We start from the raw sequence: 20,601 nt of genomic DNA, 5'->3' as shown, positions 1-20,601 counted from the left end.
GCCATGACCTGGTTGGGCGACCAGTGGCTCGACGTCGTCGGGTGGGGTGGCAGCGCGCTGCTGGTCTACTCGCTGCTCCAGGCGCGGGTGCTCCGCTTCCGCACGCTCAACCTGCTGGGCTGCCTGGTGCTGCTGATGTTCAACGCGCTCATCGGCGTGTGGCCGATGGTCGGGATGAACGTCGTGCTGGCCGTCATCAACGTCTACTGGATCGTCCGGCTCAGCCGCGAGCGGCACGACGAGGCGGCGTTCGAGGTGGTCGAGGTCGGGCCCGAGGACGCCTACCTGCGCCACGTCCTGCGCACCCACGCCGACGACATCCGCCGGTTCCAGCCGGACTTCGACCCGGCGCCCGCGGGCAGCCAGCACGCGTTCGTCGTGCTCAAGGGCGACGAGACCGTCGGCGTGGTCGTGCTCCGCAAGGACGGCGACGTCGCGCACGTGCAGCTGGACTACGTCACGCCGCGCTACCGCGACTTCTCCCCCGGCGAGTTCCTGTGGCGGCGCAGCGGCGTGCTGCGCGACCTGGGCCTGCGCCGGGTGCTGACGCCGCCGGGCATGGTGGGCGCCTACTACGAGCACCTCGGCTTCCGCCCCGAGGGCCGCAGCTTCGCGCTGGACCTGTGATCCCCGGCCCGGGAGCGGGCGAGACCCCATGACTTGACCGATGGAGCTCGCGCTCGACCGATGAAGGTTCGTCGGTCAGGCGTGAGCTTCGTCGGTCAGGTGGACAGCTCCTCTGGTTGACCGGTGAATCTGTCGACCCGACCGACGAACCTGTCGCGCCTCAGGCCGAGGAGGCGGCGACCCAGCGGTCGAGGGTGGCGGAGGCGGCGCCGGAGTCGATGGCGTCGGCGGCGCGGCGGATGCCGTCGGGGAGCGACTCGGAGGCGGGCAGCCCGGGCGAGCCGTGGACGGCCAGGGCCGCGCCGGCGTTGAGGAGCACGGCGTCGCGGACGGGGCCGTGCTCGCCGGCGAGCAGCCGACGGACGACCTCGGCGTTGTGCTCGGCGTCGCCACCGCGCAGGTCCTCGGCCGTCGCCGGCGCCAGGTCGTACGCCGCCGGGTCGACGGTCTCGGCGGCGACCTCGCCCGCGTGGACCCGCCACAGCCTCGACGTGCTCGTGGTCGTGAGCTCGTCGAGCCCGTCCTCGCCGCGGAAGACCCAGGCGTCGACGCCTCGCGCGGCGTACACGCCGGCCATCACCGGCGCGACCCGCGCGTCGGCGACGCCGATGGCCTGGGCGGCGGGCCGGGCGGGGTTGGTGAGCGGGCCGAGGAGGTTGAAGGAGGTGCCGATGCCGAGCTCGCGGCGCGGGACGGCGGCGTGCCGCATGGCCGGGTGGAAGGCGGCGGAGAAGCAGAAGGTGATGCCGGCCTCGACGGCGACCTCGGCGACGCGGGCGACGGGGAGGTCGAGCCGGATGCCGAGCGCCTCCAGCACGTCGGCGGAGCCGGACTTGGAGGAGGCGGAGCGGTTGCCGTGCTTGACGACGGGGGCGCCGGCGCCGGCGGCCACGATCGCCGACATGGTGGAGATGTTGACCGAGAACGACCGATCACCGCCGGTGCCGACGACGTCGAGCAGCCGGCCGGGCACCGAGATCGGCTTCGCCTCGGCGAGCATGGCCTCGGCCAGGCCGCGCAGCTCGTCGACGGTCTCGCCCTTGGCGCGCAGCGCGACGGCGAAGCCGGCCACCTGAGCGGGGCTCGCCTCGCCGGAGAGCACCTCCCCCATCGCCCAGGCGCTCTGCTCCGCGCTCAGGTCCGCCCCGGCGACGAGCGCGCCGAGGACGTCAGGCCAGGTCGACACCTCAGGCGGTGGAGGACGTGGGGGCGGGGACCCGCGAGCGCAGCAGCCCGACGACGGTCTCCGCGAGCTGGATCGGGTCGAGCGGGTGCGGCACCGCCGCCTCGGCCCGCGACCAGGTGGCCAGCCAGGCGTCCTGCGGGCGGCCGGTCAGCACGACGACCGGCGGGCACTGGTAGATCTCGTCCTTGAGCTGCTTGGCGATGCCCATGCCGCCGGCGGGGACGGCCTCGCCGTCGAGGACGACCAGGTCGACGTGGCCGGCGTCCATGTTCTGGATCACGACCGGCTCGGTGGCGACCTCGATGTACTCCACCTCCGGCAGGTCCGGGTGCGGCCGGCGCCCCAGCGCGAGGATCACCTGCTGACGCGTGTTCACGTCGTCGCTGTAGACGAGCACCTTGAGCGGAGCGGTCCTGGAGTCGGTCACGTCGGCGATGGTACGACGCCGGGCGGGCCGCTGCCCATGACCCTTCCCACGTCACCTCCTCCCTAGGATCCCCCCATGCCGCCGAGCGCGCCCACGACCCTCACCCGCACGTCGACCGTGCCGCGGCCGGCGCCGGAGGTGTGGGCGCGGGTGACCAGCCCCGCCGGCATCCGCCACGAGCTGCGGCCGTGGCTGTCGATGACGATGCCGCCCCGCCTCCGAGGCGCCGGGATCGACGGCGCCGTGCCGCTGGTCGGCCGGCCGCTCGGCAAGGCCTGGCTGCTCGCGGGCGGCCTCGTCCCGGTCGACTTCGACGACATGGTGCTGGTGGCGCTCGAGCCGGGCCGCAGCTTCTACGAGCGCTCTCGGATGCTGCTGTTCCCGCGGTGGGAGCACGAGCGGACCGTCGCACCCGCAGGCGAGGCGACCTGCACCGTCACCGACCGGCTCACCTTCGAGCCGCGGCTGCCCGGCGCGCGGTTCGTCGTCGCGCTGCTCTTCGCCCACCGGCACCGGCGGCTGCGGGCGTGGGCGCAGCACGCGCCGTAGCCCACCGGAGGCGACCGACCGGTCAGGGACGGCTCGTTAGGTTCACCGCGTGGACTCCCAGACCTTCGTCAACCTCGGCCTGGTCCTGCTGTTCGTCCTCGTGGGCGGCGTCTTCGCGGCCACCGAGATCGCGCTGGTCTCGCTGCGCGACAGCCAGGTCACCCGGATGGAGCGCGAGAGCGCCCGCGGCGCCCGGGTCGCGGCGATCGCCCGCGACCCCAACCGCTTCCTGGCCGCCGTGCAGATCGGGGTCACGGTCGCCGGCTTCTTCTCCGCGGCGTACGGCGGGTCGACGCTCGCGCCCGATGTCGCGCCGTACCTCGTCGACCTGGGCCTGCCGTCCGGCGCCGCCGACACGGCCGCGCTGGCGAGCATGACGCTGCTGATCGCCTACTTCTCGCTCGTCCTGGGCGAGCTGGTCCCCAAGCGGCTGGCCCTGCAGCGCTCGGCCCAGCTCTCGCTGCTGGTCGGCCCGCCGCTGGACCGCTTCGCCACCGTCATGCGCCCGGTCATCTGGCTGCTCTCGCGCTCGACCGACGCGCTGGTCCGCGTCCTCGGCGGCGACCCCTCGGCGACCAACGACGAGCTGTCGGAGGACGAGCTGCGCGACATCGTCGCCACCCACGAGGGGCTCGACGAGCAGGAGCGGCGCATCCTCGCCGACGTCTTCGCCGCCGCCCGCACGACGGTCAAGGAGGTGATGCGGCCCCGGCGCGAGGTGGCGTTCCTCGACGGCGACCTGCCGCTCGCCGAGGCCGTCGAGCAGGTGCGCGGCCTGTCCTGGTCGCGCTACCCGGTCACCGGCGAGGGCGGGTTCGACGACATCACCGGCTTCCTGCACGTGCGCGACCTCCTCGACATCGAGGTGGCCGGCGACCGACGCGTCCGCGACGTCCAGCGCGACGTGCTCGTGGTCCCGGAGACCAACCACGTGCTGCCGACCGTGACGCAGATGCGCCGCGAGGGCGTCCACCTCGCCGTGGTCGTCGACGAGTACGGCGGCACCGACGGCATCGTCACCCTCGAGGACCTCGTCGAGGAGATCGTCGGCGAGATCCGCGACGAGCACGACGCGCCCGAGCCGGAGGTCCGCGCCCCGGACGGCTCGCTGCTGCTGGAGGGCGGCCTGAGCATCGAGGACTTCGCCGAGCGTACCGGCGTCGAGCTCGAGGACGGCGACTACGAGACCGTCGCGGGGTACGTCGTCGCGCGGCTCGGCCGGATCGCCGAGCCCGGCGACGCGGTGGAGGTCGACGACGTGCGGCTGCGGGTGGCCGAGACCGACGCCGCCCGGATCACCCGGGTGGCGGTGGAGACCGGCGCGGTCACGGACGAGGGCTGAGCTCCCGGGCGGCCGCGCGCTGCTCCTCGCGGTCCAGCCGGCGGTCCTCGCGCCTGGCCTCCTGCATCGAGGAGCGCACCCACTGCGCGAAGAGCACGCCGAAGAAGATCAGCCCGATCAGGTCGCCGGAGGCCCACAGGATCCCGCCGGCGGTGTGCTGGTCGTCCAGGGCGTCGGGCAGCCAGGAGGCCATCGGGCCCTCGCGCAGCGCGAGGTAGTGCTCCTCGCCGATCAGCTCGGACTGCCCCATGATCGTGACGCCGAGGAAGGCGTGGAACGGCAGCGTGAGCACGGTCAGCAGCACCCGGAAGGGGTAGCCCACCCGGCCCGGCACCGGGTCGATACCCATGAGCGGCCAGAAGAAGAGCGCACCGACGGCCACCAGGTGGATGTGCATGACCTCGTGCACGTAGGTCGACGACAGCGACGCGTCGTACCAGCTGGTGAAGTAGAGCGCCCACGGCGAGATGACGTAGAGCGCGAAGGCCAGCGGGGCGAAGGACAGCACCGCCGCCACCTTGGAGTGCAGCACCGCCAGCAGCCACCGCCGCGGGGCGGCCGGCAGCGTGCGCAGCGCCAGCGTCACCGGGGCGCCGAGCGCGAGCGAGAGCGGCACCAGCATCGACAGCACCATGTGCTGGACCATGTGCGCGCTCAGCAGCGTCGTGTCGTACGCCGCCAGCCCGCTCGCCGTCGCGACGTAGAACGAGCCCATGCCCAGCCCGACGAACGCGATCGTCCGCCCGACGGGCCAGCGGTCGCCCCGTGCGCGGAGCTTGGCGACGCCGAGCAGGTAGAGCCCCGCGACCCAGACCGTCAGGACGGTGGGCACGGGGGCCAGGGACCACTGCGAGAAGAAGGCCGAGAACGAGGGTTCCGGGAGGTTCGGGACAGCGGTCAGGAGCACGAGGAGAGGACTGCCGGACACGGTGTGAACTTTATGACCCGCACCCAGGAGGGGGTCGGGGTGCCCTTGTGGGGACGCCGGGACATAATGGCGCCGTGGCGACCACAGCAACCATCCCGGCCTCCCGCCTCCACGGGCATCACGACCGTCCCAGCATGGTCAGCGTGGGGACCATCATCTGGCTCTCGAGCGAGCTGATGTTCTTCGCGGCCCTGTTCGCGGCGTACTTCACGATCCGCTCGGTGAGCCCGGAGCTGTGGGACCAGAACACGGCCCTGCTCGACGTGCCGTTCGCGGCGGTCAACACCACGATCCTGGTGCTCAGCTCGCTGACCTGCCAGCTCGGTGTGTTCGCCGCGGAGCGGGGCCAGGTCGGTCGCACCGGCGGCCTCCTCGCCTTCAAGGGCTGGGGCCTGCGCGAGTGGTTCATCCTCACCTACGTCATGGGCGCGATCTTCATCGCCGGCCAGGCGGTCGAGTACGCGAACCTGGTGCAGGAGAACGTCACGATCCAGGACTCGGCCTACGGCACGATGTTCTACCTGACCACCGGCTTCCACGGCATCCACGTGACCGGCGGTCTGATCGCCTTCCTGTTCGTCCTCGGGCGCACCTACGTGGCGCGCAAGTTCACCCATGAGCAGGCCGTCACCGCCATCGTCGTCTCGTACTACTGGCACTTCGTCGACGTGGTGTGGATCGGTCTGTTCGCGACGATCTACCTCGTCAAGTAGCCGGCACCCCGCCTCCCGCCCACCCGCAAGGACCCGAGGATCACAACGTGCGTCTCCTGAACCGTTCCGCAGGTCGACTCTCCCGGCACCGCCGGGGCCCGCTCGCGGGCGTCGTGCTGCTGCTGCTCGGCCTGGTGCTCACCGGGAGCCTGTACGCCGCGTTCGCGCCGGCGCAGGCCACCTCCGCCGAGAGCGACATCGAGCAGGTCGAGAAGGGCCGTGAGCTCTTCCTGGTCGGCTGCGCCTTCTGCCACGGGCAGAACGGCGAGGGCATCCTGACCCAGCGCGGCGACACCCAGCTCGGCCCGCCGCTGGCCGGCGTCGGCGCCGCCGCGGTCGACTTCCAGGTCGGCACCGGCCGCATGCCGATGGCCCAGCCGGGCCAGCAGGCCCCGGACAAGGCCCCCGTCTACTCCCAGGACGAGATCGACGCCCTCGGCGCCTTCGTCGCCTCGCTCGGCCCCGGCCCGGCGGTCCCCGACGAGGAGGAGTACTCCATCGAGGGTCTCTCCGCCGACGAGCGCGAGGAGGCCATCGTCCGCGGTGGCCAGATCTTCCTGACCAACTGCACCGCGTGCCACAACTTCAACGGTGGCGGCGGCGCGATGCCGCGCGGCGGCTACGCCCCCTCGCTGCACGACACCGACCCCAAGTACATCTACGAGGCCCTGCTCACCGGCCCCCAGCAGATGCCGAACTTCTCCAACGGCAACCTGCCGCCGGAGGAGAAGCGCGACGTCATCGCCTACCTCGAGTCGCTCCGGGAGACCCCGGAGTACGGCGGCTTCGGCCTCGGCGGGCTCGGCCCGGTCAGCGAGGGCCTGTTCGCCTGGCTGGTCGGCATCGGCGGCCTCGTCGGGTTCGCGGTCTGGATCGCGGCCCACTCCACGCGCTCCACGAAGAAGAAGGGACAGGCGGCGTGACCGACGCCCGCGACCACGAGTCGCACGAGAACGACCCCCACGCGGGCGGGTCGTCGGAGAACCTCCCCGACTCCCCCGCCGGCTCCGCCGGCGCGGTGCCGGAGTCGGCCGAGCCCATCGCGGACCCGGGCCTCCCGGCCCACGAGTGGCGTCCCACCGACGTCGACGAGCGCCAGGAGAAGCGCGCCGAGCGCCAGGTCGCCGGCATGTTCGGCCTGTCCGCGATCTGCGTGCTGCTGTTCCTGATCTCCTACTTCACCTTCGACATCGGTGACAACCACAGCACCTTCGCCGGCTTCGGCGCCTCGACGGTCACGCTCGGCACGACCTTCGGCCTCGCGCTGCTGTTCATCGGCATCGGCATCATCCAGTGGGCTCGCAAGCTCATGGGTGACCACGAGATCAGCGAGATGCGCCACCCGGCCCGCTCCTCCGACGAGGACCGCGAGGCCACGCTGGCCGCGCTGAACGCCGGTCTCGAGGAGTCCGGCATCGGCCGCCGTCCGCTGGTGCGCAACTCGCTCCTCGGCGCCGTCGGCCTCCTCGGCCTGCCGGCCGTGGTGCTGCTGCGCGACCTCGGCCCGCTGCCGGGCGACGTGTACGACGACGAGGACTACCCCGGCGCCGGCCTCGAGCGCACCGTGTGGACCAAGGGCATGCGCGTCGTCCGCGACGTCGTCGGCACCCCGATCCGCGCCGCCGACCTCGAGATCGGTGACCTGGTCAACGCCGTGCCGGAGGCCTTCTACGAGGTCGACGAGGAGGGCGAGCACCTCATCGAGGGCATCGAGCTCCAGATCGCCAAGTCCAAGGCGGCGGTCATCGTCGTGCGCATGGAGCCCGACGAGATCATCCCGGGCGAGGGCCGCGACAACTGGGCCGTCGACGGCGTCCTGTGCTACTCCAAGATCTGCACCCACGTCGGGTGCCCGATCTCCCTGTACGAGCGCACCACGCACCACGTGCTGTGCCCGTGCCACCAGTCCACCTTCGACCTGGCGGACTCCGCCCGCGTCGTCTTCGGCCCGGCCGCCCGTGCACTGCCCCAGCTACCGTTGGCGGTGGACGACGAGGGCTACCTGGTCGCGCAGAGCGACTTCACCGAGCCGGTGGGCCCGAGCTACTGGGAGCGTGGCTGACAATGAGCATCGACACGAGCAAGGTCGCCACGAGCAACTCCTCGGCGGCCGTCGCGAAGAAGCCCGGCCGCGCCGGGGTCGTCGCGAACTGGGCCGACGAGCGCCTCGGCCTCGGCACGGCCATGAAGAAGAACCTGCGCAAGGTCTTCCCCGACCACTGGTCCTTCATGCTGGGCGAGATCGCCCTGTGGAGCTTCGTGGTCCTGCTGCTCTCGGGTGTCTTCCTCACGCTCTGGTTCAACCCGAGCATGGGCGAGATCCACTACGAGGGCTCCTACGACCAGCTGCGCGGCGTGGCGATGTCGGAGTCGATGGCCTCGACCCTGGACATCTCCTTCGACGTCCGCGGTGGCCTGCTGATGCGGCAGATGCACCACTGGGCCGCGATGCTCTTCATCGCCTCGATGATGATCCACCTGCTGCGCGTGTTCTTCACCGGCGCGCACCGCAAGCCGCGCGAGATGAACTGGGTCATCGGCTGCCTCCTGCTGATCCTGGGCACCCTCGAGGGCTTCACCGGCTACTCGCTCCCCGACGACCTGCTCTCGGGCACCGGCGTCCGCGCCGCGGACGGCTTCATGAAGTCGATCCCGGTGGTCGGCACCTACATGTCGTTCTTCCTCTTCGGCGGCGAGTTCCCCGGTGACTCGATCATCCCGCGCCTGTACACGATCCACATCCTGCTGATCCCGGGCCTGCTGCTGGCGCTGATCGCCGCGCACATGCTGCTGCTCGTCTACCACAAGCACACCCAGTGGCCTGGTCCCGGCCGCACCGAGCAGAACGTCGTGGGCTTCCCGATGCTGCCGGTGTACGCCGCGAAGGCGGGCGGCTTCTTCTTCATCGTGTTCGGCGTCTGCGCCCTCATGGGTGGCCTGATGACGATCAACCCGGTCTGGAAGTACGGCCCCTACGACCCGACCAAGGTCACCGCCGGCTCGCAGCCCGACTGGTACATGGGCTGGCCCGACGGCGCGCTGCGGATCATGCCGGGCTGGGAGTCGGAGTTCTGGGGCACGACCTGGTCCTGGAACGTCTTCCTGCCGATCATCGTGCTCCCGGGCCTGATGTTCACGATCCTGCTCCTCCTGCCCTTCCTGGAGGCCTGGGTCACCGGCGACAAGCGCGAGCACCACCTGCTCCAGCGCCCGCGCAACGCTCCGACGCGCACCGCGCTGATGGTCTCGCTGATGACCTTCTACGGCCTGATGTGGGCCGCGGGCGGCAACGACATCATCGCGATCAAGTTGCACCTGAGCATCAACCAGATCACGTACTTCATGCGTGCTGCGGTGTTCATCGGTCCGCTGATCGCCTTCATGATCACCCGCCGCTGGTGCATCTCGCTGCAGCGCCAGGACAACGAGAAGCTGCTGCACGGCTACGAGACGGGCGTGATCATGCGCTCGCCCGAGGGTGGCTACAGCGAGCGGCACTTGCCGATCGACACGGCCAAGGCGTACGCCCTCACCGCTCGCGACCGCGACGAGGCGTCCTACGTCGCGGTCAGCACCGGCGACCGCGACCCCAACGGTCTCGCCGCCCCCGCCGGCCGCGGGAGCAAGCTCCGCGGCCGCCTGCAGACGCTGTGGTTCGCCGACAACATCCAGAAGCCCACCGCGGCCGAGCTGGAGGAGGCGCACCACCACGCCGAGCACGAGGCGCACGGCGAGCTCGAGGGTGTCTCGGCGGACGGCCACCAGTTCGACGGCCACCACGCCGTCGAGGGTGAGACGCTCCGCGGCGACCACTGAGGCGCCAGCACCACCTGAAGCAAGCACGGCGAGGGCCCCGGACCGCACCAGCGGCCGGGGCCCTCGCCGTACACCCGCACCAAACCCCGCCACCGGAAGGCACCCCATGGACCTCCAGCTCGGCCTCGACACCTTCGGCGACGTGACCGTCGGTCCGGACGGCACCCTCCTCCCCCACGCCCAGGTCGTGCGGGACGTCGTCGCCCAGGGCCGGCTCGCCGACGAGGTGGGTGTCGACGCCTTCGGCATCGGCGAGCACCACCGCGACGACTACGCGATCTCCGCCCCCGACGTCGTGCTGGCGGCCCTGGCGACCACCACCGAGCGGATCCTGCTCGGGTCGGCGGTCACGGTGCTCAGCTCCGACGACCCGGTGCGGGTGATGGAGCGGTTCGGCACGATCGACGCGCTCTCCGGGGGCCGGGCCGAGGTCACCCTCGGCCGCGGCTCGTTCACCGAGTCCTTCCCGCTCTTCGGCTTCGACCTCGGCGACTACGAGGCCCTCTTCAGCGAGAAGCTCGACCTGTTCGCCCGGCTGCGGCTCGCGACCGCCCAGGGCCAGCCGTTGAGCTGGGAGGGCACCACCCGGCGGCCGCTGGTCGACGCCCGGGTGTGGCCGCAGCCCGAGCAGCAGCCGCTGCGGTCCTGGGTCGCGGTCGGCGGCTCGCCGGAGTCGGTCGTCCGGGCGGCGCGCTACGGCCTTCCGCTGATGCTCGCGATCATCGGCGGCGAGCCGGCACGCTTCGCGCCGTACGTCGACCTCTACGCCCGGGCGCTCGACGAGCTCGGCCAGCCGCGGCTGCCGGTGGGGGTGCACTCCCCCGGCTTCGTCGCCCGCACCGACGCCGAGGCACGCGAGCGGCTGTTCCCGCACTTCAAGGCCAACCGCGACCGCATCGGCCGCGAGCGTGGCTGGCCCCCGGCGACCCGGGCGCAGCTGGACAGCGAGGCCGACCACGGAGCGCTGTTCGTCGGCTCGCCGGAGACGGTCGCCCGCAAGATCGCGGCGACCGTGCAGGCGCTGGGCATCGACCGCTTCGACCTGAAGTACTCCCACGGCCCGTTGCCGCACGAGCACCTCATGGAGTGCATCGAGCTCTACGGCACCCAGGTGGTGCCGATGGTGCGCGACCTGCTCAGCTGAGCGCCGAGCCCTTGCGGTAGTCGGCCCACGAGGCGTTCCAGTCGCCGTAGCCGTTGTCCATCGTCATCGGTCGGTCGGTGCCGACGTACTCCACGACGTCGCCGCGACGGCTCATCGAGTAGAGCCAGCCGGCGTCGGCGGTGCTCAGCCCGGTGCAGCCGTGGCTGACGTTGGCGTAGCCCTGGGACCCGACCGACCACGGGGCGGCGTGGATGAACTCCCCGGAGTAGGTCAGCCGCATCGCCCACTGCACGTCGTCGATGTCGTAGGCCTCGGCGCTGCCGGCGGCGATGCCGACGGTCTCGGAGTTCATCCGCTTCACGTCGAACTTCTCGATGATGACCTTGGTGCCCGAGCGGGTGGTGAAGCCCGGCTTGCCGGTGGTGACCGGCAGCGTCCGCAGCAGCTTGCCGTTGCTGAAGACCTTCATCTGGTGCGCCTGGGCGTCGACCTTGTAGACGTGGGCGTCGCCGACGGTGAAGTCGATCGACCGGCTCAGCTGGCCGTAGACGCCGCCCCCCGCCGGGACGCTGTTGACGTCGACGTCGACGCTCACCTCGGTGCCGGGCTTCCAGTAGGACTTGGGGCGGTAGTGGACCTCGGTGTCGCTGAGCCAGTGCCACGTCCCCGGCTGCGCGGGCCGCGCGTCGACCGAGAGGTGCTCCTCGAACGCGGCCTTGTCGGTGACCGGCACGTCGAAGGTGACGATGACCGGCATCCCGACCCCGACGGTCTCGCCGTCCAGCGGGGCCAGCGAGGGGTAGGTCTGCTGGTCGAGGGTGAGGTCGACGGTGCGGAACCGCGACCGCTCCACCACGCGCTCTCCCGCGGCGTCCTCGCCCCGGGCCCGCAGGACGTACGACGTGCCGGGCTCGAGCCGGTCGGTGGCCCGCCAGGTGGTGCCGTCGTCGGTGAGGCGGCCGCGCACCCGCGGGGCCTCCTCGGTCGGGCCGCCGACGGGCGCGAGGGTGACGTCGCTCAGCTCGGCGGCGGACGCGGTCACCTCCACGAGCCGGTCCACCGGCACCGGCCGGCTGCCGCCTCGGAGGTTGGTCGAGATCCGTGCCTGCGGGGCGGTCTCGCCCGCGACGGCGGTCGTCCCTGCGGAGCCGGGCGAGGCCGCCGGCGTGCCGTCGCCCTGGCAGGCGGCCAGCAGCGGGGCGGCGAGGGCCAGGACCGCGAGGGCTGCGCCTCGGTGGGCACGCGGGCGGGTGGTGCGAGCGCGACGCTCGGACATGCAGGACTCCACGGCGGTTCGGGTCGAGGTCACCGGCACGCGGCCGGCGCCTCGAGGTTAACGGCTGTCACGGAGGAGACGCGAAACCCCGCGCCCGGGTTGCATCCGGGTCGCGGGGTCTCGTCTCGTGGTCCTGCTGGTGCCCCGAGGGGCGGTGGTTCAGTGGGCGTGCTCGCCCCGGTAGTACTCGAAGACCAGGCCGGTCAGCGCGATGGCACCGAGGGCACCACCGATGATGAACAGCCACCAGGCGCCGGCCGCGATGCCGATCATGCACACCGCGAGCGTCGCGGCGCACCACAGCGGCCACCAGGAGTACGGCGGGAAGAAGCCGAGCTCGCCGGCGCCGTCCGCGATCTCGGCGTCCTTGCGGTCCTCGGGACGGGCGTCCATCTTCCGGGCGTGGAAGCCCAGGTAGAGGGTGACCATGGCGACCAGCAGCGTGGTCATCACCAGCGCCGAGGTGCCGGTCCAGTCACCGCCCTCGTCGCTGGCCGAGGTCACGAACCAGTACGCCGGCGTGACCAGCACCAGGAAGACGGTGCAGATCGCGAAGATCCAGGCCTCAGCCTTCATCGGTCGTTCTTCCCCTCGTCGTTCGGCGTGCGGTCGTCGATCACGCTCGCACGGCCCTCCATGTCCGGCGCGTCGGCGAAGCCGCCGTCACGTGCCGCCTCGTTCTGCTCCATCTCGAGCGCAGCGACCTCCGGGTGGTGCAGGTCGAAGGCCGGCGACTCCGAGCGGATCCGCGGGATCGAGACGAAGTTGTGGCGCGGCGGCGGGCAGCTCGTGGCCCACTCCAGCGACCGTCCCCAGCCCCACGGGTCGTCGACGAGCACCTTGGGGCCACGCGCGGAGACGTAGACGTTGTAGAGGAACGGCAGCGTCGAGGCCGCCAGCAGGAACGAGCCGATCGTCGAGACCTGGTTGAGGACGGTGAAGCCGTCCTCGGGCAGGTAGTCGGCGTAGCGGCGCGGCATGCCCTCCACACCCAGCCAGTGCTGGACGAGGAACGTGGTGTGGAAGCCGACGAACAGCAGCCAGAAGTGGACCTTGCCGAGGCGCTCGTCGAGCATCCGGCCGGTCATCTTCGGCCACCAGAAGTAGAAGCCGGCGAACATCGCGAACACCACGGTGCCGAAGACGACGTAGTGGAAGTGCGCGACCACGAAGTAGGAGTCGGTGACGTGGAAGTCCAGCGGCGGGCTGGCCAGGATGATGCCGGTCAGGCCACCGAAGAGGAAGGTGACGAGGAAGCCGACGCTCCACAGCATCGGGGTGTCCATCGACACCGACCCGCCCCACATCGTGCCGATCCAGTTGAAGAACTTCACTCCTGTCGGCACCGCGATCAGGAACGTCATGCCGGAGAAGAACGGCAGGTCCACCGCGCCGGTGACGAACATGTGGTGCGCCCACACCGCGACCGAGAGGATCGCGATGGCCAGGGTCGCGCCGACGAGGCCGACGTAGCCGAAGATCGGCTTGCGACTGAAGACCGGCAGGATCTCGGTCACGATGCCGAAGAACGGCAGCGCGATGATGTAGACCTCCGGGTGCCCGAAGAACCAGAACAGGTGCTGCCACAGGATCGATCCACCGTGCGCGGTGTCGAAGACGTGCGCACCGAGCTGTCGGTCGGCCTCCAGCATCAGCAGCGCGCCGGCCAGGATCGGGAACGCGATGAGGACCAGCAGGCTGGTGATCAGCGTGTTCCAGGTGAACAGCGGCATCCGGAACATGGTCATGCCCGGCGCACGCATCGAGATGATCGTGGTGATGAAGTTGACCGCGCCGAGGATGGTGCCCAGACCGGCGAGGTAGAGGCCCATGATCCACAGGTCGCCACCGACGCCGGGCGAGCGGACCGCGTCGCTCAGCGGGGTGTAACCGGTCCAGCCGAAGCTGGCGGCACCCGAGGGGGTGAGGAAGCCCGAGGCGGCGATGAGGCCGCCGAACAGGAACAGCCAGTAGCTGAACATGTTCATCCGCGGGAACGCCACGTCGGGCGAGCCGATCTGGATCGGCATGATCACGTTCGCGAAGCCGAAGAACAGCGGCGTCGCGAACAGCAGCAGCATGATCGTGCCGTGCATCGTGAAGAGCTGGTTGTACAGCTCGTCATTGACGACCTGCTGGCCCGGGAAGGCCAGCTCGGAACGGATCAGCAGGGCCATCAGGCCGCCGACGAGGAACCAGAAGAAGGACGTGCCGAGGTACAGCTTGCCGATCAGCTTGTGGTCGGTGGTCGTCATGATCCGGACCAGCTGCTGCCCGAGGGGCTTGCGCACGACCGTCACGTCGGCCGTGCGTGCTGCTGTTGCGGTCATTCTGCGTCTCCCTCGGCGTACTCGTCCGCCTCGGAGGTGAGGCCGACCTGCGTGTCGGCGTTCTCGCCACCGATCAGCGGAGCGTCACTGGTGTTGTCGGTCTCGGCCAGGTCCGCGACGTACGCCGCGTAGTCCTCCTGGCTGACGACCTCGACGTTGAAGAGCATCCGCGAGTGGTAGACGCCGCAGAGCTCGTAGCACTTGCCCGAGTAGGTGCCGATCTCGGTCGGGGTGACCTGGTAGTGGTTCACCCGGCCCGGGATGACGTCCATCTTGATGAGGAACGCGGGCACGCCGAAGTCGTGGATGACGTCGGGCGAGTACAGGTTGAAGCGCGTCGTCTGGTCGACGGGCAGGACCAGCGTCGGGATGTCCGAGCCGGTGCCGCTGACGTAGGCGTATTGGTCGTAGGCGAACTCGTCGTCGGTCAGGTCGTCGTTGGCCGACGGGTCCTGCTCACCGACGCCGTGGTTGAACGTCCACGACCACTGCTGGCCCACGACCTCGACGGTGTTGTCCGGCGTCGGGTCGTCGAGCACGATGTTCTGCACCCGCACGGTGTGCGAGAAGAACACGATCACCATGATGATCGGCGCGACCGTGTAGAAGATCTCGAGCGGCAGGTTGTAGCGCGTCTGGATCGGGATCTCGTCGGCGCTGCGGCGCCGGTAGCGCCACACCACCCAGAAGATCAGGGCCCAGACCACGACACCGGTCAGGAGCGCGGCGACCCAGGCGCCCTGCCAGAGCGCGAGGGTGGACTCACCCTGCTCCGTGGCGGGCGAGGGCATCGCCAGGTTCTTCCAGTCGTCACGGTTCTCCGAGGAGCACCCGGCGAGCAGCACGACGGCGATGCCGAGAACGGCGGCGAGCAGGGGTGCCCGGCGGCCACGCCTGGCCTTCCCGACCCCTCGCGGGGGGAGTTGCAGACCCACGAACGAGCCTTCCTCTTGGGTGGTCACGAGTAGGTCAGACACTACTTCAACCACCGGCAGGTCGCGCTGCGGGGTCGTCTATGTTCGGGCTGTGACCTCCGCCTCCGGGGCCGCGGCGCCCGGCGGGCCCGCCGCGCACGGCTACCTCGACGCCGCCTCGTCCGAGCCGCTGCACCCGGCCGCACGCCGCACGCTGCTCGCCGCGCTCGACCAGGGGTACGCCGACCCCCGCCGCCTGCACCGCTCGGCACGCTCGGCGCGGCTGCTGCTGGACAACGCGCGCGAGGTCGTCGCGGACTGCCTGGACGTGCGGCCCGACGAGGTCACCTTCACCGCCTCCGGCACCGACGCGGTCCACCGCGGGCTGCTCGGGCTGCGTGCGGGGCGCGCCCGGCACGGCGACGCGGTCGTCCACTCCGCCGTGGAGCACTCCGCGGTGCTGCACGCCGCGGCCTGGGTGCCCGGCGACCACGTCGCCGTCGAGGTCGACCGGTCGGGGCGGGTCTCCCCCGACGCGGTCGCGCGCGCGGCGGCCGCTCCCGGCGTGGCGGTCACGGCCGTGCAGGCGGCCAACCACGAGGTCGGCACCGTCCAGCCGGTCGCCGAGGTGTCCGCCGCGCTGGCCGCCGGCGGCGTACCCCTCTTCGTCGACGCGTGCGCGGCCGGCGGGCGCCTGCCGCTGCCGGCCGGCTGGGACGCCGCGGCCCTCTCGGCCCACAAGTGGGGCGGACCGGCCGGTGTGGGCGTGCTCCTGATCCGCAAGGGCGCGCGCTGGCGCAACCCCTTCCCCGGTGACGACCGGGTCGACGAGCGCGCGACCGGCTTCGAGAACGTCCCGGCCGCCCTCGCGGCCGCGGCCGCCCTGCAGGCCGTGGTCGCCGAGCGCGACGAGGTCGGGCGGCGGCAGGCAGCCCTGGTGGACCGCATCCGCGAGGGCGCCGCGCGCGTGCCCGACACCGAGGTCGTCGGCGATCCCGTCGACCGGCTCCCCCACCTGGTGACCTTCTCCTGCCTCTACGTCGACGGCGAGGCGCTGGTCGACGGGCTCGACCGCCGCGGCTTCGGGGTCGCCAGCGGCTCGGCGTGCACCGCGTCGACGCTCGAGCCCAGCCACGTGCTGGCCGCGATGGGCGCGCTCACCCACGGCAACGTCCGGGTCTCGCTGGCCCGGGACACCACGGAGGCCGAGGTCGACGGCTTCCTGGCGGCGCTGCCCGAGGTCGTCGCCGGCATCCGCGCCGAGGTGGGCCTGTGAGCGCCGGACCGGAGGTCGCCCTCGAGCTGGACTGCCGCGGGATGCTCTGCCCGCTGCCGGTCATCCACCTCGGCCGACGGATCGGCGAGGTGGCGGTCGGCGAGCTGCTCGCGGTCGTCGCCACCGACGTGGCGGCGCGCACCGACGTGCCGGCGTGGTGCCGCATGCGCGGCCAGGAGTACGCCGGTGAGGACACCGCCCCCGACGGGTCGCCGCGCTACCTGGTGCGCCGCACGGCCTGACCCGCAGCGCCGAGCCGGGCGCGCAGGGCGAGCCTCAGACCAGGTGCGGCCGCACGTCGGCCGCGGCCTCCGCGCCGTAGGAGTGCTCGACCCGGCCGAGGAACTGCTCGGAGGTGAAGGAGTACTCCTGCGTGCCGACCGTCTCCACGACGTACGCCGCGAGCACGCAGCCGACCTGCGCGGCCCGCTCGAGGCCGACGCCCCAGGTCAGCGCCGCGAGGAAGCCGGAGCGGAACGCGTCGCCGACCCCGGTGGGCTCGACCGCGCGGACGTCCTTGGCGGCGGGCAGCACGATGTCGGGCTCGCCCTTGCGGCGGACCTTGACGCCGTCGGCGCCGAGCGTGGTGACCTGGGTGCCGACCCGGTCGAGCACCTCGTCGGCCGACCAGCCGGTCTTCTGCTCGATCAGGTGCGACTCGTACTCGTTGGAGAACAGCAGCGCGGCCCCGTCGACGAGGCGGCGGATCAGGTCGCCCTCGCCGAAGGCCAGCTGCTGGCTGGGGTCGGCGATGAAGGCGTAGCCGCGCTGGCGGCACTCGTCGGTGTGGCGGAGCATGCCGTCGGGGTCGTCGGCGCCGATGAGGACGTACTCCGGCTCCCCCACGACCTCGACGATCGGGGCGAGCTCGATGAGCCGCGCCTCGGCCATCGCGCCGGGGTAGAACGAGGCGAACTGCGCCATCGTGGTGTCGGTGGTGCACACGAACCGCGCGGTGTGCTTGCTCTCGGAGATGCGCACGTGCGAGCAGTCCACGCCGTGCCGCTCCAGCCAGGAGCGGTAGTCGCCGAAGTCCTCGCCGGCGGCGCCGACCAGCACGGGTCGCAGGCCCAGCCGGCCGAGGCCGAAGCACATGTTCGGCGCCACGCCGCCGCGCCGGATCTCGAGGTCGTCGACCAGGAACGAGACCGAGAGCTTGTGCAGCTGCTCGACGACCAGGGAGTCCTCGAACCTGCCCTGGAAGGTCATCAGGTGGTCAGTGGCGATCGAGCCGGCGATGAGCAGCGGCCGAGGGGAAGGCATGACACGGAACACTACCGATCGGTACTCGTGGGACTACCCCGCGGTAGCCCCTAGCGTCGAACGCATGACGCCCTCGACCACGCCTCCGACGACGCCCTCGAGCCCCACCCCGGACCCCGCGCCCCGCCGGGCCTACGACGACGCCGCGACGCTGCAGGAGATGCGCGAGGACTGCCTCGCGGTCGGCCGCAACCTGCCCCTGGACCGGGTCCGCCGGGCGGCCGCCGCGCCCGTGCCGAGCATCCACTTCGACGACTTCCCCCGCGAGGTCGCCAAGCGCGACATCCGCGTCGACGAGGCCGCCCAGCGGCTGGCGAACGCGCTGCACCTGCACCTGGACTGAACGCACCAGAGCAGAACGGCCCCCGAGGACGGTGTCCTCGGGGGCCGTTCTAGTGGCTGGTACGTCAGTGGAAGGAGTCTCCACAGGCGCAGGAGCCGGTCGCGTTGGGGTTGTCGATGGTGAAGCCCTGCTTCTCGATGCTGTCGACGAAGTCGATCATCGCGCCGTTGAGGTAGGGGACGCTCATCCGGTCGACGACGACGGTGACGCCGTCGAAGTCGGTGGTGACGTCGCCGTCGAGGGTGCGCTCGTCGAAGAAGAGCTGGTAGCGCAGGCCCGAGCAGCCACCGGGCTGCACGGAGATGCGCAGCGCGAGGTCGTCGCGGCCCTCCTGCTCGAGGAGGCTCTTCACCTTCGACGCCGCGACCGCGCTCAGGTTGATCTGGTCGGTGCGGCGCTCAGTGGTGGTGTCCACCTGCTCGGTCATGTGTTGCTCCCAGGGATAGCGGGGACGGTGCTGCTCGTTCGAACGACCTCAATCGTCGCACACCACCGGTTATTCCCGGGACCACGTCCGGGCGACCCGTGCGGCGAGGTCGGCCAGGGAGCCCGCGGGGTCGCCGAAGGCGCGCTCCTCCCCCACCAGGTCGACGAGGGAGTACGCCGACTCCACACCGAGGGCGCGCATCTCGCGGGCGCCGACGAGCACCTGGCCGGCCAGCGCCACGCAGGGGCGCAGCGCCTCGGCGGCCGTCGCGGCGACGCCGTAGGGCACCTTCCCCGAGCGGCTGGAGAAGTCGAAGGCGCCCTCGCCGGTGACCACCAGGTCGGCCGCCCGGGCGCGCCGGGCCAGCCCGACGGCCCCGGCGACCAGCTCGATCCCTGGCTCGCGGCGCGCGCCGAGGGCCAGGAGCGCGAAGCCGAGCCCGCCCGCGGCGCCGGCACCCTTCTCCAGCGAGGTGCGGCGGTCCACGGCGGTCGCGAGCTCCTCGAGCAGTCCGTCGAGGGCGGGCAGCCGCTCCTCGGGCACGCCCTTCTGCGGCCCGAAGGTCTTGGTGGCGCCGAAGAGCCCGGTCAGCGGGTTGTCGACGTCGGTGGCGGCGACGAGGCGGGCGCCCACGGCCGGCAACGCGACCCGGGTGATGCCGGCCAGCCCGGCCGCGCCGGCGTCGAGCGGGCGGTCGGCGGTCGCGCCGAGCGCGGCGAGCAGGCCGGCGCCGCCGTCGTTGGTGCCGCTGCCGCCCAGGCCGACCACGACCTCCTCGGCCCCGGCCGCGACGGCCGCGGACACGAGCTCGCCGACGCCGTACGTCGACGCCTCCTCGGCCCGCTGCCCGCCGGTGAGGTGGAGGCCGCACGCCTGCGCGCTCTCGACGTACGCCGTCGGGCCGGCGACCAGCAGCGTGGCCGGCACCGGCTCGCCGAACGGCCCGCGCACCGTCACCGCCAGCAGCTCGCCGCCGAGCGCGGCGTGCAGCACGTCGACGAAGCCCGGGCCGCCGTCGGCCATCGGGCACAGGTCGAGCTCGTCGAGGGGTGCCTGGCGCCGCCAGCCGGCCGCGACGGCGTCGGCGGCCTCCACGGCGGTCAGCGTGCCCGCGAACTTGTCCGGGGCGACGAGGATGCGCATGCCGCCATCCTGTCCGACCTAGGGTCGCGCCGTGGACGACCTCATCATCCGGCCGATGACCGAGGACGACGTCGAGGCGGCCGAGCGCGTCAGCGGTCTGGCCTTCCTGGAGGTCGACCGACGCGACCGCCGCGTGACCGACCCGGAGCCGGCCGACCGCACGCCCGTGCACAGCGCGGCCTGGACCGAGCGCACCCGGCACCTGGTCCGCACCGACCCCGAGGGGTGCTGGGTGGCCGAGGACGGCACCGGTGTCGTCGGCATCGCGACCTCGCTGCGCCGCGAGACGCTCTGGTGCCTGGCGACGTACGCCGTCCTGCCGGGCCGCCAGGGGCAGGGCGTCGGGCGCCCGCTCTTCGCGGCCGCGCTGCACCACGGCCGGGCGTGCCTGCGCGGGATGCTCTCCTCCTCGAGCGACCCCCGCGCGGTGCGGACCTACCACCGGGCCGGCTTCGAGCTGCACCCGCAGATGCACCTGACCGGCATCGTCGACCGCGACGCGATCCCCGTGGTGGAGAAGGTCCGCGACGGCTCGGCGGGCGACGTGGACCTGATGGACAGCCTCGACCGGCTGACCCGCGGCGCCGGGCACGGGCCCGACCACGAGCTGATGCTGCGCACCTGGCGGCTGCTGGTCTCCGACACCTCCACCGGCCGCGGCTACGTCTACGTCGACGAGCGCGGCCGGCCGGGCCTGCTGGCCGCGTCCGACCGGCGCACGGCGACGCGGCTGCTGTGGGCGGCGCTGGCGGAGTCGTCGGGTCCGGTGACCGTGGCGCACGTGACCGCGGCCAACCAGTGGGCGCTCGACGTCGGTCTCGCGGCGGGCCTGGAGCTGCGGCAGGACGGCTACCTCGGGCTGCGCGGGATGAAGCCGCCCGCTCCGTACGTTCACTCAGGTGCGCTGCTGTGAGCGCGACCACCCGACGCGAATAG

General features: G+C 72.0%; 22 protein-coding genes. 12 read left to right on the top strand and 10 right to left on the bottom strand.

What is annotated here, in order from left to right; translation table 11 throughout:
• The first annotated feature begins 3 nt into the window (after positions 1 to 3).
• A complete protein-coding gene (locus QWY29_RS05055; RefSeq protein WP_300959568.1) occupies positions 4 to 627 on the top strand; it encodes a GNAT family N-acetyltransferase in 624 nt (207 codons plus the stop codon).
• Between the two features lie 160 nt (positions 628 to 787).
• Here QWY29_RS05055 and trpD read toward each other — a convergent pair whose 3' ends face one another.
• Together trpD and QWY29_RS05045 are read right to left on the bottom strand one after the other, a co-directional pair.
• Positions 788 to 1,813 carry an anthranilate phosphoribosyltransferase gene (trpD, locus tag QWY29_RS05050; protein WP_300959567.1) on the bottom strand — a complete coding sequence of 342 codons (1,026 nt, stop codon included), beginning with the start codon at positions 1,811 to 1,813 and terminating at the stop codon, positions 788 to 790.
• A gap of 1 nt (position 1,814) precedes the next feature.
• Positions 1,815 to 2,240 (bottom strand): Rv3143 family two-component system response regulator, encoded by a 426-nt coding sequence (locus QWY29_RS05045; protein ID WP_300959566.1) that lies wholly within the window; start codon positions 2,238 to 2,240, stop codon positions 1,815 to 1,817.
• A gap of 75 nt (positions 2,241 to 2,315) precedes the next feature.
• Here QWY29_RS05045 and QWY29_RS05040 point away from each other — a divergent pair, with 75 nt between their 5' ends.
• Both QWY29_RS05040 and QWY29_RS05035 read left to right on the top strand, forming a co-directional pair.
• Positions 2,316 to 2,789, top strand: a complete 474-nt coding sequence (locus QWY29_RS05040; RefSeq protein ID WP_300959565.1) for an Rv1443c family protein — start codon at positions 2,316 to 2,318, stop codon at positions 2,787 to 2,789.
• Positions 2,790 to 2,838: 49 nt separating this feature from the next.
• Positions 2,839 to 4,131, top strand: coding sequence for a hemolysin family protein (locus tag QWY29_RS05035; RefSeq protein WP_300959564.1), 1,293 nt, complete (start codon positions 2,839 to 2,841; stop codon positions 4,129 to 4,131).
• Here QWY29_RS05035 and QWY29_RS05030 read toward each other — a convergent pair.
• A complete protein-coding gene (locus QWY29_RS05030) occupies positions 4,115 to 5,059 on the bottom strand; it encodes a cytochrome c oxidase assembly protein (RefSeq protein WP_300959563.1) in 945 nt (314 codons plus the stop codon). The two genes, QWY29_RS05035 and QWY29_RS05030, sit on opposite strands and share 17 nt — an antisense overlap.
• Before the next feature lie 74 nt (positions 5,060 to 5,133).
• Here QWY29_RS05030 and ctaE point away from each other — a divergent pair, with 74 nt between their 5' ends.
• The 5 genes from ctaE (at position 5,134) to QWY29_RS05005 (ending at position 10,732) form a co-directional block, all read left to right on the top strand.
• Positions 5,134 to 5,772 carry an aa3-type cytochrome oxidase subunit III gene (gene ctaE, locus QWY29_RS05025; protein ID WP_439117386.1) on the top strand — a complete coding sequence of 213 codons (639 nt, stop codon included), beginning with the start codon at positions 5,134 to 5,136 and terminating at the stop codon, positions 5,770 to 5,772.
• Between the two features lie 47 nt (positions 5,773 to 5,819).
• Complete coding sequence (gene qcrC, locus QWY29_RS05020; protein WP_300959562.1) at positions 5,820 to 6,695, top strand: cytochrome bc1 complex diheme cytochrome c subunit; 876 nt, start codon at positions 5,820 to 5,822, stop codon at positions 6,693 to 6,695.
• On the top strand, positions 6,692 to 7,834 hold the full coding sequence (qcrA, locus tag QWY29_RS05015; protein ID WP_336621822.1) for a cytochrome bc1 complex Rieske iron-sulfur subunit: 1,143 nt from the start codon (positions 6,692 to 6,694) through the stop codon (positions 7,832 to 7,834). The genes qcrC and qcrA overlap by 4 nt, the downstream gene beginning before the upstream one ends.
• A gap of 2 nt (positions 7,835 to 7,836) precedes the next feature.
• On the top strand, positions 7,837 to 9,588 hold the full coding sequence (gene qcrB / locus QWY29_RS05010) for a cytochrome bc1 complex cytochrome b subunit (RefSeq protein WP_300959561.1): 1,752 nt from the start codon (positions 7,837 to 7,839) through the stop codon (positions 9,586 to 9,588).
• Between the two features lie 106 nt (positions 9,589 to 9,694).
• Positions 9,695 to 10,732: an LLM class flavin-dependent oxidoreductase gene (locus tag QWY29_RS05005; RefSeq protein ID WP_300959560.1), complete on the top strand. Its 1,038-nt coding sequence runs from the start codon at positions 9,695 to 9,697 to the stop codon at positions 10,730 to 10,732.
• Here the strand turns inward: QWY29_RS05005 and QWY29_RS05000 are convergent.
• The 4 genes from QWY29_RS05000 to ctaC all read right to left on the bottom strand — a co-directional run bounded on the left by QWY29_RS05000 (position 10,725) and on the right by ctaC (position 15,234).
• Positions 10,725 to 11,969: a L,D-transpeptidase gene (locus QWY29_RS05000; RefSeq protein ID WP_300959559.1), complete on the bottom strand. Its 1,245-nt coding sequence runs from the start codon at positions 11,967 to 11,969 to the stop codon at positions 10,725 to 10,727. The genes QWY29_RS05005 and QWY29_RS05000 overlap by 8 nt on opposite strands.
• A gap of 159 nt (positions 11,970 to 12,128) precedes the next feature.
• Positions 12,129 to 12,545, bottom strand: a complete 417-nt coding sequence (locus QWY29_RS04995; protein ID WP_300959558.1) for a cytochrome c oxidase subunit 4 — start codon at positions 12,543 to 12,545, stop codon at positions 12,129 to 12,131.
• Positions 12,542 to 14,299, bottom strand: coding sequence for an aa3-type cytochrome oxidase subunit I (ctaD, locus tag QWY29_RS04990; RefSeq protein ID WP_300959557.1), 1,758 nt, complete (start codon positions 14,297 to 14,299; stop codon positions 12,542 to 12,544). The genes QWY29_RS04995 and ctaD overlap by 4 nt, the downstream gene beginning before the upstream one ends.
• Positions 14,296 to 15,234 (bottom strand): aa3-type cytochrome oxidase subunit II, encoded by a 939-nt coding sequence (ctaC, locus tag QWY29_RS04985; RefSeq protein ID WP_300959556.1) that lies wholly within the window; start codon positions 15,232 to 15,234, stop codon positions 14,296 to 14,298. Before ctaC ends, ctaD begins: the two co-directional genes overlap by 4 nt.
• A gap of 91 nt (positions 15,235 to 15,325) precedes the next feature.
• Between ctaC and QWY29_RS04980 the strand changes: the two genes are divergently transcribed.
• Both QWY29_RS04980 and QWY29_RS04975 read left to right on the top strand, forming a co-directional pair.
• On the top strand, positions 15,326 to 16,489 hold the full coding sequence (locus QWY29_RS04980; RefSeq protein WP_300959555.1) for a cysteine desulfurase family protein: 1,164 nt from the start codon (positions 15,326 to 15,328) through the stop codon (positions 16,487 to 16,489).
• Positions 16,486 to 16,731: a sulfurtransferase TusA family protein gene (locus tag QWY29_RS04975; protein ID WP_300959554.1), complete on the top strand. Its 246-nt coding sequence runs from the start codon at positions 16,486 to 16,488 to the stop codon at positions 16,729 to 16,731. Before QWY29_RS04980 ends, QWY29_RS04975 begins: the two co-directional genes overlap by 4 nt.
• A 34-nt stretch (positions 16,732 to 16,765) precedes the next feature.
• Here the strand turns inward: QWY29_RS04975 and QWY29_RS04970 are convergent, their stop codons facing one another.
• Positions 16,766 to 17,752 (bottom strand): carbohydrate kinase family protein, encoded by a 987-nt coding sequence (locus tag QWY29_RS04970; protein WP_300959553.1) that lies wholly within the window; start codon positions 17,750 to 17,752, stop codon positions 16,766 to 16,768.
• Between the two features lie 64 nt (positions 17,753 to 17,816).
• On the opposite strand from QWY29_RS04970, the gene QWY29_RS04965 reads away from it, so the two are divergent.
• Entirely contained in the window at positions 17,817 to 18,095 is a 279-nt protein-coding gene (locus QWY29_RS04965; RefSeq protein ID WP_300959552.1) for a hypothetical protein, read from the top strand.
• Between the two features lie 64 nt (positions 18,096 to 18,159).
• On the opposite strand, the gene erpA is transcribed toward QWY29_RS04965, so the two are convergent.
• On the bottom strand, positions 18,160 to 18,522 hold the full coding sequence (gene erpA / locus QWY29_RS04960) for an iron-sulfur cluster insertion protein ErpA (RefSeq protein ID WP_300959551.1): 363 nt from the start codon (positions 18,520 to 18,522) through the stop codon (positions 18,160 to 18,162).
• A 69-nt stretch (positions 18,523 to 18,591) separates the two neighbouring features.
• Positions 18,592 to 19,665: a glycerate kinase family protein gene (locus QWY29_RS04955; protein WP_300959550.1), complete on the bottom strand. Its 1,074-nt coding sequence runs from the start codon at positions 19,663 to 19,665 to the stop codon at positions 18,592 to 18,594.
• Positions 19,666 to 19,696: 31 nt separating this feature from the next.
• Between QWY29_RS04955 and QWY29_RS04950 the strand changes: the two genes are divergently transcribed.
• Positions 19,697 to 20,578 (top strand): GNAT family N-acetyltransferase, encoded by an 882-nt coding sequence (locus QWY29_RS04950; RefSeq protein ID WP_300959549.1) that lies wholly within the window; start codon positions 19,697 to 19,699, stop codon positions 20,576 to 20,578.
• Positions 20,579 to 20,601 lie beyond the last annotated feature (23 nt).

The sequence above is a fragment of the Nocardioides abyssi genome, from assembly GCF_030412915.1.
Classification (GTDB): Bacteria; Actinomycetota; Actinomycetes; order Propionibacteriales; family Nocardioidaceae; genus Nocardioides; species Nocardioides abyssi.
The sequence above is the reverse complement of the archived record's forward strand: the minus strand, read 5'-3'. Positions and strand labels throughout refer to the sequence as shown.